The 16,193-nt window shown below is 37.1% G+C and carries 14 protein-coding genes, 1 rRNA gene and 1 other annotated feature; of the genes, 6 read left to right on the top strand and 9 right to left on the bottom strand.

What is annotated here, in order from left to right; translation table 11 throughout:
• Window positions 1-492, top strand: a sequence feature (23S ribosomal RNA rRNA prediction is too short).
• 76 nt (window positions 493-568) lie between these two features.
• Window positions 569-683, top strand: a 5S ribosomal RNA gene (rrf, locus tag QQM35_RS11000).
• Between the two features lie 545 nt (window positions 684-1,228).
• Here rrf and ilvA read toward each other — a convergent pair.
• From ilvA to ilvD, 9 genes are all read right to left on the bottom strand, one after another.
• The gene (gene ilvA, locus QQM35_RS10995; protein ID WP_342610397.1) at window positions 1,229-2,497 is read right to left on the bottom strand and encodes a threonine ammonia-lyase IlvA; all 1,269 of its coding nucleotides are present in this window, start codon (window positions 2,495-2,497) and stop codon (window positions 1,229-1,231) included.
• Window positions 2,498-2,519: 22 nt separating this feature from the next.
• Window positions 2,520-3,104, bottom strand: coding sequence for a 3-isopropylmalate dehydratase small subunit (gene leuD / locus QQM35_RS10990; RefSeq protein WP_251518312.1), 585 nt, complete (start codon window positions 3,102-3,104; stop codon window positions 2,520-2,522).
• Window position 3,105: 1 nt separating this feature from the next.
• A complete protein-coding gene (leuC, locus tag QQM35_RS10985; RefSeq protein ID WP_342610396.1) occupies window positions 3,106-4,476 on the bottom strand; it encodes a 3-isopropylmalate dehydratase large subunit in 1,371 nt (456 codons plus the stop codon).
• Window positions 4,477-4,491: 15 nt separating this feature from the next.
• Window positions 4,492-5,532, bottom strand: a complete 1,041-nt coding sequence (gene leuB, locus QQM35_RS10980) for a 3-isopropylmalate dehydrogenase (RefSeq protein WP_251518317.1) — start codon at window positions 5,530-5,532, stop codon at window positions 4,492-4,494.
• Window positions 5,532-7,064: a 2-isopropylmalate synthase gene (locus QQM35_RS10975; RefSeq protein WP_251518319.1), complete on the bottom strand. Its 1,533-nt coding sequence runs from the start codon at window positions 7,062-7,064 to the stop codon at window positions 5,532-5,534. The genes leuB and QQM35_RS10975 overlap by 1 nt, the downstream gene beginning before the upstream one ends.
• 168 nt (window positions 7,065-7,232) lie before the next feature.
• Window positions 7,233-8,237, bottom strand: a complete 1,005-nt coding sequence (ilvC, locus tag QQM35_RS10970) for a ketol-acid reductoisomerase (protein ID WP_342610395.1) — start codon at window positions 8,235-8,237, stop codon at window positions 7,233-7,235.
• A 52-nt stretch (window positions 8,238-8,289) separates the two neighbouring features.
• Window positions 8,290-8,763 carry an acetolactate synthase small subunit gene (ilvN, locus tag QQM35_RS10965; protein WP_251518324.1) on the bottom strand — a complete coding sequence of 158 codons (474 nt, stop codon included), beginning with the start codon at window positions 8,761-8,763 and terminating at the stop codon, window positions 8,290-8,292.
• Window positions 8,760-10,532 (bottom strand): biosynthetic-type acetolactate synthase large subunit, encoded by a 1,773-nt coding sequence (gene ilvB, locus QQM35_RS10960; protein WP_425356345.1) that lies wholly within the window; start codon window positions 10,530-10,532, stop codon window positions 8,760-8,762. Before ilvB ends, ilvN begins: the two co-directional genes overlap by 4 nt.
• Window positions 10,533-10,562: 30 nt before the next feature.
• On the bottom strand, window positions 10,563-12,251 hold the full coding sequence (gene ilvD, locus QQM35_RS10955) for a dihydroxy-acid dehydratase (RefSeq protein WP_251518328.1): 1,689 nt from the start codon (window positions 12,249-12,251) through the stop codon (window positions 10,563-10,565).
• A gap of 518 nt (window positions 12,252-12,769) precedes the next feature.
• On the opposite strand from ilvD, the gene tsaE reads away from it, so the two are divergent.
• The 5 genes from tsaE to QQM35_RS10930 all read left to right on the top strand — a co-directional run bounded on the left by tsaE (window position 12,770) and on the right by QQM35_RS10930 (window position 15,940).
• The gene (gene tsaE, locus QQM35_RS10950; RefSeq protein WP_251518330.1) at window positions 12,770-13,231 is read left to right on the top strand and encodes a tRNA (adenosine(37)-N6)-threonylcarbamoyltransferase complex ATPase subunit type 1 TsaE; all 462 of its coding nucleotides are present in this window, start codon (window positions 12,770-12,772) and stop codon (window positions 13,229-13,231) included.
• Entirely contained in the window at window positions 13,212-13,874 is a 663-nt protein-coding gene (tsaB, locus tag QQM35_RS10945; protein ID WP_251518332.1) for a tRNA (adenosine(37)-N6)-threonylcarbamoyltransferase complex dimerization subunit type 1 TsaB, read from the top strand. The genes tsaE and tsaB overlap by 20 nt, the downstream gene beginning before the upstream one ends.
• 11 nt (window positions 13,875-13,885) lie before the next feature.
• Window positions 13,886-14,311, top strand: a complete 426-nt coding sequence (rimI, locus tag QQM35_RS10940) for a ribosomal protein S18-alanine N-acetyltransferase (RefSeq protein WP_425356344.1) — start codon at window positions 13,886-13,888, stop codon at window positions 14,309-14,311.
• Window positions 14,304-15,326, top strand: coding sequence for a tRNA (adenosine(37)-N6)-threonylcarbamoyltransferase complex transferase subunit TsaD (gene tsaD, locus QQM35_RS10935; RefSeq protein WP_251518336.1), 1,023 nt, complete (start codon window positions 14,304-14,306; stop codon window positions 15,324-15,326). The genes rimI and tsaD overlap by 8 nt, the downstream gene beginning before the upstream one ends.
• 191 nt (window positions 15,327-15,517) lie before the next feature.
• Window positions 15,518-15,940, top strand: a complete 423-nt coding sequence (locus tag QQM35_RS10930; protein WP_251518338.1) for a VOC family protein — start codon at window positions 15,518-15,520, stop codon at window positions 15,938-15,940.
• The last annotated feature ends 253 nt before the right edge of the window (window positions 15,941-16,193 follow it).

Here is a 16,193-nt window from a genome sequence, read left to right as displayed (position 1 = left end):
GCATGGAAGGGCCATCGCTCAACGGATAAAAGCTACCCCGGGGATAACAGGCTTATCTCCCCCAAGAGTTCACATCGACGGGGAGGTTTGGCACCTCGATGTCGGCTCATCGCATCCTGGGGCTGTAGTCGGTCCCAAGGGTTGGGCTGTTCGCCCATTAAAGCGGTACGCGAGCTGGGTTCAGAACGTCGTGAGACAGTTCGGTCCCTATCCGTCGTGGGCGTAGGAAATTTGAGAGGAGCTGTCCTTAGTACGAGAGGACCGGGATGGACATACCTCTGGTGTACCAGTTGTCGTGCCAACGGCATCGCTGGGTAGCTATGTATGGACGGGATAAGTGCTGAAAGCATCTAAGCATGAAGCCCCCCTCAAGATGAGATTTCCCAACTTCGGTTATAAGATCCCTCAAAGATGATGAGGTTAATAGGTTCGAGGTGGAAGCGTAGCGATACGTGGAGCTGACGAATACTAATCGATCGAAGACTTAATCAATTTTAAACGTTTTGTTTGGTTTCATTCATTTTACTTATTATCTAGTTTTGAATGTATAATTTCATACAGTTCATTGTCTGGTGACAATGGCAAGGAGGTCACACCTGTTCCCATGCCGAACACAGAAGTTAAGCTCCTTAGCGCCGATGGTAGTCGGACTTACGTTCCGCAAGAGTAGGACGTTGCCAGGCAATAACCCAAAGAGACCAAAAGGTCTCTTTTTTTATATCCAAACGGCGCTAATCAGTGCCGCAGGCACAAAAGGAGCTTAACTTCTAACTTGCATTGTCCCTGATAGAAGAAAGCGTTTGAAGCTGACGAATTGAGTGAAAGACGCAAAGAGCTTACAAGAGGTAAGCGAATAAGGAAAGAACGAAAATGAGGAAAGATGCGAGCGCTTGCCTTCGTAATCAGGAAGGTTCTCCTTAGCGTCGATGGTAGCCGACTTACGTTCCGCAAGAGTAGGATGTTGCCAGGCATTTGATTAATCCACAGTAGTCAATGGAAGAAACCGTAAGTTTCTTTGATAAAAAAATGTAAGTGCATGAGCAGTAGACACACTTGCATAAGTATCACTAATTTCAATAAATTGAAAAGTGATACTTTAAGTTTCTTTGATATAAAAAAGCAAGTGCATGAGCACTTGCATAATTTAATAATATTTATTTAAAGGTTCGCAAGTGTAGAAACACTTGCATAAGTCGCACTAAGCCCAAGTTGTCTTGGGCGAGTGCGACTAAATAAGTAACGAATAGAGCATTTTATTTTCATTAATATAAATATTTGAAGCATCGAACTCATCGACGTTTGCTTTTAAGTTATTTAAGTCAGCATGATCATTGAGTTGGATACCAATAATGACTGTACCCGTATTTTGTGAAGACTTTTTAAGGTATTCGAATTTTGTAATATCATCTTTAGGGCCAAGCACGTCATTAACAAATTCTCTCAATGCACCTGGACGTTGAGGGAAGTTCAATATGAAGTAATGTTTCATTTCTTCATATAATAATGAGCGTTCTTCAATTTCTTTCATGCGTTTGATGTCGTTATTACCACCACTCACGATACAAACTACGTTCTTACCTTTGATTTGTGATTTGTATTGTTCTAGTGCACTCACACTTAAAGCACCAGCAGGTTCTGCGATAATCGCTTGTTTTGAATACATATCTAAAATAGTTGTACATACTGCACCTTCATGTACTTGAACATAATCATCGACAACATCGTTAGCAATATTAAATGTTAATTCTCCAACGCGTGCAACAGATGCTCCATCAACAAATTTATCAATTTCTGGTAAGGTCACAATTTGTTGTTCTTGTATCACAGAAGTATACATACTACTTGCACCAGCAGGTTCTACACCGATGATTGAGGTTTGAGGTGAATGTGTCTTAAAGTAAGTACCTACACCTGAAATTAAACCACCACCACCAATTGCTGCAAATAAATAATCAAATTGAACATTGTCAGATTTAGCTTGTTCTATCATTTCTTTCGCTATTGTGCCTTGTCCAGCAATGGTATAAATGTTATTATATGGATCGATAAAATTCATCTTTTGTTCTTCTGTGTAAACCAAGGCTTCTTTTAAACAATCATCAAATGTATCTCCTGTTAATATGACTTTAACATTTTCTCCACCAAAAAATTTAACTTGATTAATTTTTTGTAATGGGGTAGTTACAGGCATGAAAATAACAGCTTGGAGATTAAGTTCGCTTGCGGTATAAGCTACACCTTGTGCATGGTTACCAGCACTTGCACAAGTGACCCCGTTTTGTCTATCTGCTTCATTCAAAGCGATAATAGCGTTGTAAGCACCTCTTAATTTAAAGGAACGAACCCATTGCATATCTTCACGTTTCAAATAGACATTACAGTCGTATTTATGAGATAGATATAGATCTTTTTGTAAGGGCGTTTCCTTCACTACATCTTTTAATTGTAAAAAAGCTTCATCGATTTCTTTTGAAGAAACTGTTGTGTTCATAGTCATTATTGTTCCACACCTTTGTAAATTAATTTTGCATGAATGAATGATTCTTTTCGAATGATTTGATTTTATCTTCATATTCTAACGTCACAGCGATATCATCTAGTCCTTGAATCAATTTGTTTTTCCATGTTTCATCGATATCAAATTTATAGCTGTGTTCGTCAGTAAAAACAGTTTGATTAGGTAAATCTACTGTAATTGATTTAGCTTGTGCTAAATATTCTCGAACATGATTATCTAACACGATTGGAAGCATTGCATTTTTAGTGCAATTCATGTAGAAGATATCACTAAAGCTACCCGCAATGATGATGTCAAAGCCGTAATCTTTTAATGCCCAAGCTGCGTGTTCACGGCTAGAACCACAACCAAAGTTATCGCCTGTAATCAATATTGTCGCATCTCTATACTCTGGTTTATTCGGATTAAATTCTGGATTATCAGTGCCATCTTCCAAATAGCGCCATTCATCGAAAGCGAATGGTCCAAACCCTGATTTCGAAATACGTTTTAAATGGACTTTAGGAATAATTTGGTCTGTATCAATATTATCGTGAAATAGGGGGACAACTTTACCTGTATAAGTTGTAATTGGTTTAATTTCCATATTAAACGACCACCTTTCTCACATCTACAAATCGACCATTGATAGCGGCTGCGGCAGCCATTGCTGGCGATACGAGGTGTGTTCTCGCACCTTTACCTTGTCGACCTTCGAAGTTACGATTACTTGTTGAGGCACAATGGACACCCGCTGGAACTTGGTCTGGGTTCATACCGAGACACATAGAACAGCCAGGTTCACGCCAATCGAATCCTGCCTCTTTGAATATTTGATCGAGTCCCAGTTTTTCTGCTTCGATTTTAACTGTTCGTGAACCAGGAACGACGATGGCAGTAATATTTGGATTAACTGTTTGACCTTTTACGATATGACTTGCTTCGATAAGATCTGATAAGCGCGCGTTTGTACATGAACCTAAGAAGACGTAACCAAGATCAATGTCCTCAGCTTTTTGTCCTGGTTTAAGCCCCATATAATCATAAGCACGTTGGTCATTCACATTTTGAATTTCTGGGAAAGGTGTATTAAAGTTCACACCCATTTCAAGACTCGTGCCCCAAGTAACTTGTGGCTCCAAATCTGAGACATCCATTGTAATGACTTTATCAAATGTAGCATTATCATCAGTATAAAGTTCGCGCCATTCAGAAAGTGATTGTTCAAAGTTTGTCGCGTATGGACGACCTTTAACATATTCAAATGTTGTTTCATCTGGTTGCATCATGCCATATTTTGCGCCTGCTTCAATAGCCATATTACATATCGTCATACGTTCTTCCATTGAAAGATTTCGAATTGTTTCACCTGCGAATTCTAAGGCGTAACCTGTACCGAAATCAACGCCATACTGGTTAATTAAATAAAGGATAATGTCTTTAGCATAGACACCTTTAGGTAATTGGCCAGATACTTCAATTTTTAAGTTTTTCGGTTTTGTTTGCCATAGACATTGCGTCGCGAATACGTGCTCAACTTCACTCGTTCCGATACCAAAAGCAATTGCACCGAATGCACCATGTGTAGCTGTGTGCGAATCTCCACAGACGATGGTCTTACCAGGTTGGGTTAATCCTGTTTCAGGACCAACCATATGCACGATACCTTGTTCATCGGATCCCATATCGAAAATACTAACTCCAAAATCTTTAGCATTTTTTTGAAGAGTGGTAATTTGTTTATTCGCAATTTCATCTTTAATATTAAAAATGTCAGTTGTCGGTACATTATGATCTAAAGTTGCGAAAGTTAGGTCCTGTCTACGCAATTGTCGATTCTGAATTCTAAGTCCTTCAAAAGCTTGAGTAGATGTAACTTCATGTATCAAATGTAAATCGATATATAATAATTGAGGGTCACCTTCTTTACCAGTAATCACATGTTGATTCCATACTTTATCAAATAGTGTTTTCCCCATTCGACATCTCCTCCTTTATAGTTTGTCTTTTATAATTTTAAAGATTTCAGAAGTACGGTAAGCACCATTTAAATCTTTAGTTGTATAACCTTGTTCAATACATTGATAGATAATTGTTTCTAATTGTTCAGCTGCATGTGATTGATCTAAACTTTCTCGCAGACACATCACGAGTGATAATAACATTCCGTATGGGTTAGCTATATCTTGGTTGGCAATATCTGGAGCAGAACCATGTATTGGTTCATATAATCTTGGTCCTTGAGAACTGAAACTTGCGGAAGGTGATAAACCTAATGAACCAGGTATTACTGATGCTTCATCACTTAAAATATCACCAAACAAGTTTTCAGTAACAATGACATCAAATTGAGCTGGATTGGTAATCAGATGCATGGCACACGCATCGACGAGTAAGTGATTCACTTCAACGTCTGGATAATCACTAGCGATATCATTAATGACTGAACGCCAAAGTTTGCTTGAAGATAGCACATTTTCTTTATCGACTGATGTTAGCTTTTTAGTTCTTTTTTGTGCTAGCTCAAAAGCGATACGTGCAATACGTTCTATTTCAGAGCGTTGATAGGTTAAAGAATCTAACGCCGACGTTTCATCCCATCGTTTAGGTTCACCGAAGTAAATACCTCCAGTTAATTCACGTACAATGATTAGATCTGTACCTGTCACACGCGATTCTTTGATAGGCGATAGGTGGCTCGTACTTTTTGTTACTTTCGTTGGGCGTATATTGGCAAATAATTCTAACGATTTTCTTAAAGAAAGTAGTCCTTGTTCAGGTCTGAGTTTAGAATCTGCCCATTTTGGTCCACCAACAGCACCTAATAATATGGCATCTGCGCGTTCACATGCAGATAAAGTGTTATCTGGGAGTGGTGAGCCATGATTGTCTATTGCGATGCCGCCGAAATCATGTATCTCTAATTGATAGTCAAAGTTATATGAGTTGCTTAGTTTTTCTAATATCTCTAACGTACCATTGACGATTTCTGGTCCGATACCATCGCCAGGAAGTGCAACGATTTGATAAGGCATTAATGACTACCTTCTTTCACTTCAAACTCTGATACATATTTGGCGTGAGCTTCAACATAAGCTTTACATGATGCAAGTAAGATATCGTGATCAATACCAATTCCAGTAACATTTTTACCGTTAATTTTAAGTTGGACATGGACTTCACCTTGAGCGTCTGTACCTTCAGTAACAGAGTCAATACGATAATCTAATAATTCAGTGTCACGGTTAAAGATACGATCTACAGCATTATAGATTGAGACAATAGAACCTGAACCAATACTTGAATCTTGGTAAGTTTGTCCTTCGTTATCCTTGATTACAACTACAGCACTTTGTAAACCTTCAGAAACGAATTGAAGTTGTAGTGTTTCAACTTGATAAATAGCATTTTGTTCGTGTTCTGTACCTTGGATTAAGGCGTGAATATCACGGTCAGTAACCGTCTTTTTCTTATCGGCAACTGTTTTAAATTGCTTAAATAAAGTCTTTTGATCTTCAGGATTAATTTCATAGCCGAGTGCAATTAATTTTTCAGCAAAGGCATGTTTACCTGAAAGCTTACCGAGAGGCATTTCTGTTGTTTTAACGCCAACCATTTGTGGTGTCATAATTTCGTAAGTTTCTGGATTTTTAAGCACGCCATCTTGATGGATACCAGATTCATGGCTGAATGCGTTTTGTCCGACAATTGCTTTATTTCTAGGTACACGGATGCCTGCGAAACGTGCTATAAGTTCTGAAGTTTGTTTCGTTTCCTTTAAATTGAGCTTTGTTTGGTTGTTGTAATGGTCTTGTCGTACGTAAAGTCCTAGTGCTACTTCTTCTAATGCGGTATTACCTGCACGTTCACCAATACCATTTAACGTGCCTTCAATACGCAATGCACCATTTTCAATCGCTGCCATACTATTTGCGACAGCAAGACCTAGGTCATCATGACAATGTGCACTATAAATCACTTCATGGTCTGTAGTAATATTTTCCTTTAGAGTTTTGAAGATATTGCCATATTCAGTAGGGTAGGTATAACCGACCGTATCTGGTATGTTAATGACACTTGCACCAGCATTAACAGCAGTTTGTACACATTCTATTAAAAATGGAAGCTCTGTACGCGTTGCATCTTCAGGTGAAAATTGAACAACATCAAAATATTGTTTAGCGTAACTTACGTGTTCTTTAATTGCTGCTAATACTTCTTCTTGTGACATCATTAATTTGGAATCACGATGTATAGGGCTTGTTGCTATAAAAACATGTATTCTCGGTTTAACTGCTTTCTTTGTAGCTTCATACACCTTATCAATGTCGTTTTTAACGCAACGTGCTAAACCGCAAACAGCTGTAGTTGTTAATGTTTCAGCAATACTTTCAACAGATTTAAAACTTCCTGTACTAGAAGCGGGGAAACCAGCTTCGATAATATCGACGCCCCATTTTTCTAGTTGTTTAGCGATTTTTAAACGTTCGTCAAATGTGAAATTCACTCCTGGTGTTTGTTCACCATCTCTTAGTGTTGTATCAAAAATTTGAATATGGTTTTCCATTTGCAACATCTCCTCACATTGTATGTTCATTCTATAATTGGATGATGTCTATTTGGTGGTATTGCCATGAGCAATATAAAAATTCACCATGTTAGGAGGCGTCTTGTTGATTTAATTGTTGTGTTACCTAACATGGTGGATATGGACTTCATTCAATTATAGTGCTTGTTATTTTGGGATACTCTTTGATTTAATAAATGGCATCATTTCACGTAAGTCTTTACCAACTTTTTCAATTTGATGTCCGTGTTGTGCTTCGCGTAATTTATGGAATTCTTCGAAATTATTTTTATTATCTTCGATGAATCGATTACTGAAGTTGCCATTTTGAATATCTGTTAAAACATCTTTCATATTGTCTTTAACTTCAGGGCTGATGACACGTGGTCCTGAAACATAGTCACCGAATTCAGCAGTGTTAGAAATTGAATAACGCATATTTTCCATACCGCCTTCATACATTAAGTCTACGATGAGTTTCATTTCGTGTAATACTTCAAAGTAAGCAATTTCTGGTTGATAACCCGCTTCAACTAATGTTTCGAAACCTGATTGGATTAATTTTGTAACGCCTCCGCAAAGAACGGCTTGTTCACCAAATAAATCAGTTTCAGTTTCTTCTCTAAATGATGTTTCTAGAACACCAGCTCTTGTTGAACCGATACCTTTGGCATAACTTAATGCGATGTCTCTTGCTTCGCCACTTGCATCTTGTTCTACTGCGAATAATGACGGTACTGCACTTCCTTCTGTAAATGTTCTACGTACTAAATGACCAGGACCTTTAGGTGCAACTAAGAATACATCTACGTCTTGTGGTGGTTGGATAACATCGAAATGAATGTTGAAACCATGTGCAAATGCTAGAACGTTGTTTGCTTCAAGATTCGGTTCGATTTCATTTTTATAAACATCACCTTGGATTTCGTCAGGTAATAAAATCATGATGACGTCTGCTTGTTTAGCAGCTTCGTTAACAGGATATACTTCGAAACCATCATCTTTAGCTTTGTTAAAGGAATTTCCTGGGCGGATACCGATAATCACATCATAGCCGTTGTCTTTTAAATTTTGTGCATGTGCATGGCCTTGTGAACCATAACCTACGATTGCAATTTTCTTACCTTGTAAGGCATCATTTGTTACTGATTGATCATAATAAACTGTTGTCATGTTAAATTCCTCCATATTATTATTTGAATTTTCAGATTTTAATTTCAATTTTTTAATGTATGGCTGCTGAGCCAGTCCTTGATACTTGTTCGATTTGGTATGATGATAGATCATCTAAGAGGTTATCCATAGTATATTGAGGACCTGCAGCTTGAAGATAGGTGTACCCATCTTCATTTTTTAAAAATGAAACTAGCGCATCATACGGTTTAATTAACTTTTGTAATTTTAATTCATCTTGAGGTGTTTGGAATTTCAAAAGAAGTAATTCTCTGTTGTACATATTTGTATCTGTTATGTCTTGTACAGAAATGACATTGATTTGTTTCTTTAATTGTTGAATTAAATTACGAAGTACATCTGAATCAGGCACTTCTGCTACAAATATAATTTCAGTAATACCTTCCTCTAAGGTAGGGGTAGCTGAAATGGTAACGATATTAAACTGACGACGTACAAATATACTAGTTAATCGATTTAATGTACCAGCTTTATCTCGTACACGGGTTTTGAATGTCCTTCTCATATTAGGCCCTCCATCTCATGATTTGCTTTACCACTTGGTACCATTGGATTGACAGGTTCGACAGGTGAGATACGAACGTCAATGAGTGCCGGTCCTTCGTGATTAAATGCTGCATCTAATTGTTGCTCTAAGTTATCTGGATTATCTATGAGATAGCCTTTCACATTGTATGCTTCGGCTAATTTTAAGAAGTCTGGTTGGTCGTTAAATACAGAATGTGAAAAACGTTTATTGAAAAATTTATCTTGCCATTGCTTTACCATACCTAAAGTACCGTTATTTACGATAACTATTTTAATATCGATTTGATATTCATCTAATATAGCCATCTCTTGGTTTGTCATTTGGAATCCACCATCTCCAACAAATGCTACAACGGTCTTATCTGGTTGTGCTAATTTAGCACCAATAGCAGCTGGAATACCGAACCCCATTGTACCTAAACCACCACTTGTAACAAGTTGGCCATGTGTTTTAAATGGATAATATTGAGCAACCCACATTTGGTGTTGTCCTACATCAGTTGTAACGATTGCATCACCGTTTGTTATTTCACCAATGTATTCAATTGTACGTTGAGGTTTTGAGAATACTTTATCTTCATCTTCCTCATAAGAGAAAGGTTGCTTTGCTTTGTTCTCATAACACCATTCTAACCATTCTGTATGCTTGATTGAATTACTTTCGTAGCCTAGTAATTCTTCTAAAGTTGCTTTACAGTCAGCATTGATTCCTAAATCTACCTTGATGATCTTATTGATTTCTGAAGGGTCGATATCAACGTGAACAATCTTAGCATTTGGTGCAAATTCATCAGGATTACTCGCAAGTCGGTCATCAAAACGACTACCGAAATTAATTAATAAATCACATTCTGTGAGTGCCATATTACTTGCGTAAGAACCATGCATGCCCCCCATACCTAAAAATAGCGGATGTTCATACGGGATAGAACCTAATCCTAATAATGTATTAACAACAGGTAATTGATGTCGAGTAACAAATTCGTTTAATACATCATTTGCTTTTGCATGATTAATACCAGCACCAGCAAGAATTAGTGGCTTTTCAGCACTTTTTAAGTAATCGCGTAATTTTTGTATTTCATTTTCTGATGGTTTTTCAGCTACTGAATATCCAGGTAAGTCAAGTGAGTTACAAACTTGCGCATTAGTTGAAAGCACGCCCATGTCTTTTGGAAAGTCGATTACGACTGGGCCTTTTCTTCCAGTGTTGGCAATATGAAATGCTTCATGCACAATTGTTGGGATATCGCTTACATTTTTAACTTGGTAATTATGTTTAGAAATTGGTGTCGTCATTGATAATAAGTCAGCTTCTTGGAAGGCATCTTTACCGATACCTGCTGTTGCAACTTGTCCTGTAAATACTACTAATGGAAGGGAATCGCTATAAGCATCAGCGATTCCTGTGATTGCATTTGTAGCTCCAGGGCCACTCGTAACTACGACAACGCCTGTATTACCAGAAACACGTGCATAACCTTCTGCAGCGTGTGTTGCACCTTGTTCGTGTCGTGCTAAAATGTGTTTGATTTTGCCTTCATAAAATGTGTCATAAAGTGGCAATACTGCACCACCGGGATAACCAAAAATAAATTCAACATTTTCATTGACGAGTGATTCTACTAATAATTCAGAACCAGTCCTCATTTCATCTACTGTTTGTTGTTCTATTTCAACTTCAGGTTCTACTGATTGAGCTGCTTCTAATGTATCAAAACTTTCTGTACTATTTTGATCTAGCATTTCTGTTTGTTTAGCCATTTTACTCACTCCTTATAAAAGGTCATCTGGTACTTGCATGATGCCACCTGTATTAGCACTAGTAACTAATGATGTGTAACGTGCAAGATATCCTGTTTTAACTTTTGCTTTGAATGGTTCAAGTTCTTGCTTTCTAGCTTCTAACGTTTCGACTGGTACATCGACATCTAATGTTCTGTCGACTAAATCGATTGTGATTTCATCGCCATCTTCGATTAAAGCGATAGGTCCGCCAGCTGCGGCTTCAGGAGATACATGTCCGACTGCGACACCTCTTGTTGCACCTGAGAAACGACCATCTGTAATTAATGCGACGTCCTTACCAAGTCCGCGACCTACAATGGATGAAGTAGGGGCTAACATCTCTGGCATACCTGGACCACCTTTAGGTCCTTCGTAACGGATGACTACGACATGTCCTTCACGAACAGTGTGGTTATCGATGGCTTCTACTGCTTCATCATGTGAGTTGAAACAAATAGCTTTACCTTTAAATACTTTGATAGAAGGGTCAACGCCACCGACTTTTATCGCTGCGCCCTTAGGTGCGATATTGCCGTATAAGATTGATAGACCACCTTGTTTATCGTAAGGGTTATCTAAATGTCTGATGACATCATTATTTGTGATCTCTTTGCCTTCGTTATTTTCGCGTAACGTCTTGCCTGTAACTGTGATACGGTCTGGATGTAACGTGCCTTCTTTTTTAAATAGTTCATTGATGATTGCTGGAACACCACCTGCTTCATGAACATCGTGCATTGAATATGATGAACTTGGTGCTATTTTTGAAAGGTAAGGTGTTTTTTTAGCGATATCATTAATACGTGTTAAATCATAATCGATGCCAGCTTCGTTAGCTATAGCTAATGTGTGTAGTACAGTGTTAGTAGAGCCGCCCATAGCCATATCTAGAGCAAATGCATCATCTATTGCGTCATGTGTAACGATATCGCGTGGTTTGATATCATTTTTAATGTTGTCTACTAATCTAAATGCAGCTTCTCTAATCATTTCACGTCGTTGGTCACTTACGGCTAATGCAGTACCGTTATATGGTAATGCTAAACCTAATACCTCCATAAGACAGTTCATAGAGTTTGCTGTGAACATCCCTGAACAAGAACCACAAGTAGGGCATGCATTTTGTTCCATATCTAAGAATTCTTCTTTTGAAAGTGAACCATCTTTAAATGCGCCAACCGCTTCAAACATTGAAGAAAGGTTTAAAGCTTTCCCTTGTGATGATAAACCGGCTTTCATTGGCCCACCTGAACAAAAGACTGCTGGTACGTTTGTTCTTACTGAAGCTAGCAACATACCTGGTGTGATCTTGTCACAGTTTGGAATGTAAAATACGCCGTCAAACCAATGTGCATTGACAACAGTTTCTGCAGCGTCTGCGATGATTTCTCTAGATGGCAATGAATATCTCATTCCGATGTGTCCCATTGCGATACCGTCATCGACACCGATTGTATTGAATTCGAACGGTACTGCACCTGCTTCACGTATTGCTTCTTTAGCGATGTCTCCTAATTCTCTTAAATGTACATGTCCTGGTACGATGTCGATGTATGAATTACATATAGCCACAAATGGTTTATTCATATCAGTTGGTTTATCTAATGCGCCTGTTGCGTGTAATAAACTTCTTGCCGGTGCTTGATGATCTCCTCTTTTTATCATATCGCTTCTCATTTTAATTCCCCCATAAAATTGAAAATAAAAAAACGTCCCAATAATTTATTGGGACGTTTTTAAGTCCCATTCCATTAGAAAGAGGACTTAAACGTTTAGTAGGTCATTACTAAAGTTCCAGTCCTAATTGCATAATAAAATGACTAAAATATTTGAAGTTGTCGGTCTATATTTCATTGTATGTTGGGTCATTTTATTATACTCCTTCCTCTAGAATGGTTATATTGAAATTTATTTGAAATGTCTAAAAATTCGATAAATTAAATCTACTACAGATAGAGCAATGTGCCAATAAGTATTTGAAATTTTCTTACAATTTAAATTAGAGATATCGTATTTATATAAATTAAACATGCTTAAAGTAAAATCAGTTAAAATTTGTTAAAATAGAAACGTTCATTTAAGCTCATTTATAAAAACAAGCGGTGTATGGTGCGAATGCCATTTTGAGTAAAAAAATAAAGATGAAATTAAAATATGTGAAATAAACGCTTTGAACGTAAATAAAGGAGTTAGCAATGATTAGAATAAAGGATTTGAATGATTTAGAACGTTTTGGTGAGACAATAGCTCAACATTTGTCGATAGGAGATATTATTTTATTAAATGGCGATTTGGGCGCTGGCAAGACAACTTTAAGTCAGAAGATAGGGAAAGCATTAGGCGTCAAACGCAATATCAATTCTCCAACATTTAATATAATTAAGTCATATCGAGGTACAAATTTGAAATTACATCATATGGACTGTTATCGTTTAGAGGATTCAGACGAAGATTTGGGCTTTGATGAGTATTTTGAAGATGAAGCAGTAACATTAATAGAATGGAGCCAATTTATTGCTGACTATTTACCATCTCAATATTTAGTAATTAATATAACTACAACTGATGAAACAGAACGAGAAATAACAATAGAAGCACAAGGTGCACATTATAAACAGTTAAAGGAGGCGATTGAGCATGAATTATCTATTGATTGATACTTCTAATCAACCGTTATCTGTGGCAGTCATGCAAGATAATCAATTGTTGAGTGAGTTAAATTCCAATTTAAAGAAAAACCATTCTGCTCAATTAATGCCTGCAATAGAATCCGTAATCAAAGAGAGTGGTATAGGGAAAAAAGAGATAAATGCAATCATTGTGGCACAAGGTCCAGGATCGTACACCGGATTAAGAATTGGTGTGACAGTCGCAAAAACATTGGCATATGCTTTGGATGCCAAGTTATATGGCGTATCTTCTTTAGCTGCATTAGCCGCTACCGTTGACGAAAGAGAGGATTTAATTGTTCCTCTCTTCGATGCTAGACGTGAAGCGGTTTATACCGGGGTGTATCAAAATCATTCTGGTCAAATGAAACAAATTATTGAAGATCAGTATCTACCAATTACAGATTTATTAACTATTTTGCATGATCAACAGCAACCTTATGTATTTGTCGGCCAGGATGCCAAACAGCTTGAATCATTGATAGATGGAGAATATATATCGAATTTACCACGAGCTAAAGTAATGTTAAACCTAATTGAAAATGAAGAAGATGTACATCAATTTACACCAAACTATATTAAATTATCAGAGGCGGAACGCAATTGGATAAACCAACAGAACAAGAACTAAATATCCGCTTAATGACGTTAAAAGATGTGCCACAAGTATTTGATATAGAGCGAGCAAGTTTTAATGACAGTAGTTGGACAATTGATGCATTTTACCATGAGATTGAAAAAAATGAATTCGCGCATTATTTTATAATTGAATTTAATGAGACTATTATTGGCTACATCGGTGTTTGGATAGTGATTGACCAAGCTCAAATCACGACAGTTGCAATCGACGAACAATATAGAGGATATGGACTAGGGCAGCTTTTATTGAAATATGTGATGAATTACGTCCAAACGCAATGTGAGGTCATGAGTTTAGAAGTACGTGAAGAAAACGTTATAGCTAGAAGAGTTTACACAAATTTAGGATTCCAATATGGTGGAAAGCGGAAAAATTATTACGGTGAAGGTGAGGATGCTTTAGTGATGTGGGTGAATTTAAATGAATAATCAAACTAAAATATTAGCAGTAGAAACGAGTTGTGATGAAACAAGCGTAAGTGTCATAGAAAACGGTACAAATACATTATCTAATATCGTTCTAAGTCAAATTGAAAGTCATAAGCGATTTGGTGGGGTTGTTCCTGAAGTCGCAAGCAGGCATCACGTTGAAGGTATGACAACTACAATTGATGAAGCGCTGAAAAAAGCTCAGGTGACAATGGAAGATATCGACGCGGTTGCAGTAACGCAAGGACCTGGTCTCATTGGTGCACTTCTCGTAGGAATTAATGCCGCTAAAGCATTAGCATTTGCATATGATAAACCAATCATTCCCGTACATCATATTGCGGGTCATATATATGCAAATCATTTAGAGCAACCATTACAATTTCCATTAATGGCGCTTATCGTTTCTGGTGGTCATACTGAACTGATTTACATGAAAGACCATTTAAACTTTGAAGTCATTGGAGAAACACGTGATGATGCTGTAGGTGAGGCTTACGATAAAGTAGCGAGAACCATTGGATTAAGTTATCCAGGCGGTCCTCAAATTGATAAACTTGCCGCAGAAGGTAAAGATCGATATGACTTTCCAAGAGTGTGGTTAGAAAATGATAGTTACGATTTCAGTTTTAGTGGATTGAAAAGTGCTGTTATTAATAAATTGCATAATTTACGCCAAAAAGGGGAGGCCATTGAGGCAGCTGATGTTGCAACTAGCTTTCAAAATAGTGTTGTAGAAGTATTAGTAGGTAAAGCAATGAACGCGTGTCGTGCATACGATGTACAACAATTGATTGTCGCAGGTGGTGTAGCAAGTAATAAAGGGTTGAGAACACATTTAACACAAGCTTGTAAAGACAATGATATTACATTGCACATACCTAGTATGAAACTTTGTACTGACAATGCTGCCATGATTGGTGCTGCAGGGCATTATTTATATCAAAGAGGTATGCAGGCCGACATGTCATTAAATGGTTTGAGCAGTATAGATATTGAAGCATTTACAATGTAATAATGCGATAGCGAGTTGACTTTATAAGTGAAACCAAATGAGTCGATAAATAAGACTTTTATTTTGCTCATCAACAACATCATAATTTTATCATTGATATTTTAATAAATAATAATATGGGTATAAGTAATAGAGGATTATTAAAAAATTGACTCATGACAAATCATTTATAAACATAGGAGGTTTCAACTATGAAATCAATTCAATACTTCAACTTTCAAAATAGTTTATCAGCGTTAAATTTTTATGAAAAACATTTAGGTGCAACAAATATCAATCGCCTTGGTGGCGACGACAAAATGTTCGACGATATGCCTGACGATTACCAAATTGACAAAGACTTTACGATGCATGCTTCATTCGAAATTTTAGGTGAAACTTTTTACTGCAGTGACACATGGAAGAATAAGAGCATAGATAATACTGGGGCTATTGTTGCATTTACTTTTGACGCTTCAAATACTGCCGATAAAGAACGTGCTGAAGAATTTTTCAATAGAGCAGTTGCTGGTGGTTGTGAAGTAACAATGCCATTAGGTAAAACTGAATGGTCAGAGTTCTATGGTATGTTTAATGACCCATATGGTGTAACTTGGATGGTTAACGCTGAATAATAAAAACATAACTAATTATTACAGGGCTTTAGAAACATTGATGACGTTTCTAAAGTCTTTTTTTGTGCATATTTAAATATTGTAAAGCAATATTATCTCAATAATTATATATTAGTTTAAAAGTCAAGAGGGAACATGCGTACTTATCAACAAAAAGTGTATAACTTGTGGATAATTACTGTGTATCCATGTGGACAATGGTAGATATCTGAAAATTAGCAACAGCAAAAGTTACTTTTTACCTGTGGATAAC

Source organism: Staphylococcus hsinchuensis (genome assembly GCF_038789205.1).
In the GTDB taxonomy this organism is placed as follows: domain Bacteria; phylum Bacillota; class Bacilli; order Staphylococcales; family Staphylococcaceae; genus Staphylococcus; species Staphylococcus hsinchuensis.
Note: the sequence above shows the minus strand (reverse complement) of the source record. Positions and strands in the feature narration are given on the sequence as shown.

What these genes read in the sequence shown, in the direction of transcription:
- leuB (WP_251518317.1), bottom strand. Translation starts at nt 5,532, where the DNA reads ATGCCTTATCAAATCGTTGCACTTCCTGGCGATGGTATCGGACCAGAA.
- ilvA (WP_342610397.1), bottom strand. Translation starts at nt 2,497, where the DNA reads ATGACTATGAACACAACAGTTTCTTCAAAAGAAATCGATGAAGCTTTT.
- ilvB (WP_425356345.1), bottom strand. Translation starts at nt 10,532, where the DNA reads ATGCTAGATCAAAATAGTACAGAAAGTTTTGATACATTAGAAGCAGCT.
- ilvC (WP_342610395.1), bottom strand. Translation starts at nt 8,237, where the DNA reads ATGACAACAGTTTATTATGATCAATCAGTAACAAATGATGCCTTACAA.
- QQM35_RS10930 (WP_251518338.1), top strand. Translation starts at nt 15,518, where the DNA reads ATGAAATCAATTCAATACTTCAACTTTCAAAATAGTTTATCAGCGTTA.
- tsaD (WP_251518336.1), top strand. Translation starts at nt 14,304, where the DNA reads ATGAATAATCAAACTAAAATATTAGCAGTAGAAACGAGTTGTGATGAA.
- leuC (WP_342610396.1), bottom strand. Translation starts at nt 4,476, where the DNA reads ATGGGGAAAACACTATTTGATAAAGTATGGAATCAACATGTGATTACT.
- ilvD (WP_251518328.1), bottom strand. Translation starts at nt 12,251, where the DNA reads ATGAGAAGCGATATGATAAAAAGAGGAGATCATCAAGCACCGGCAAGA.
- tsaB (WP_251518332.1), top strand. Translation starts at nt 13,212, where the DNA reads ATGAATTATCTATTGATTGATACTTCTAATCAACCGTTATCTGTGGCA.
- ilvN (WP_251518324.1), bottom strand. Translation starts at nt 8,763, where the DNA reads ATGAGAAGGACATTCAAAACCCGTGTACGAGATAAAGCTGGTACATTA.
- QQM35_RS10975 (WP_251518319.1), bottom strand. Translation starts at nt 7,064, where the DNA reads ATGGAAAACCATATTCAAATTTTTGATACAACACTAAGAGATGGTGAA.
- tsaE (WP_251518330.1), top strand. Translation starts at nt 12,770, where the DNA reads ATGATTAGAATAAAGGATTTGAATGATTTAGAACGTTTTGGTGAGACA.
- rimI (WP_425356344.1), top strand. Translation starts at nt 13,886, where the DNA reads ATGACGTTAAAAGATGTGCCACAAGTATTTGATATAGAGCGAGCAAGT.
- leuD (WP_251518312.1), bottom strand. Translation starts at nt 3,104, where the DNA reads ATGGAAATTAAACCAATTACAACTTATACAGGTAAAGTTGTCCCCCTA.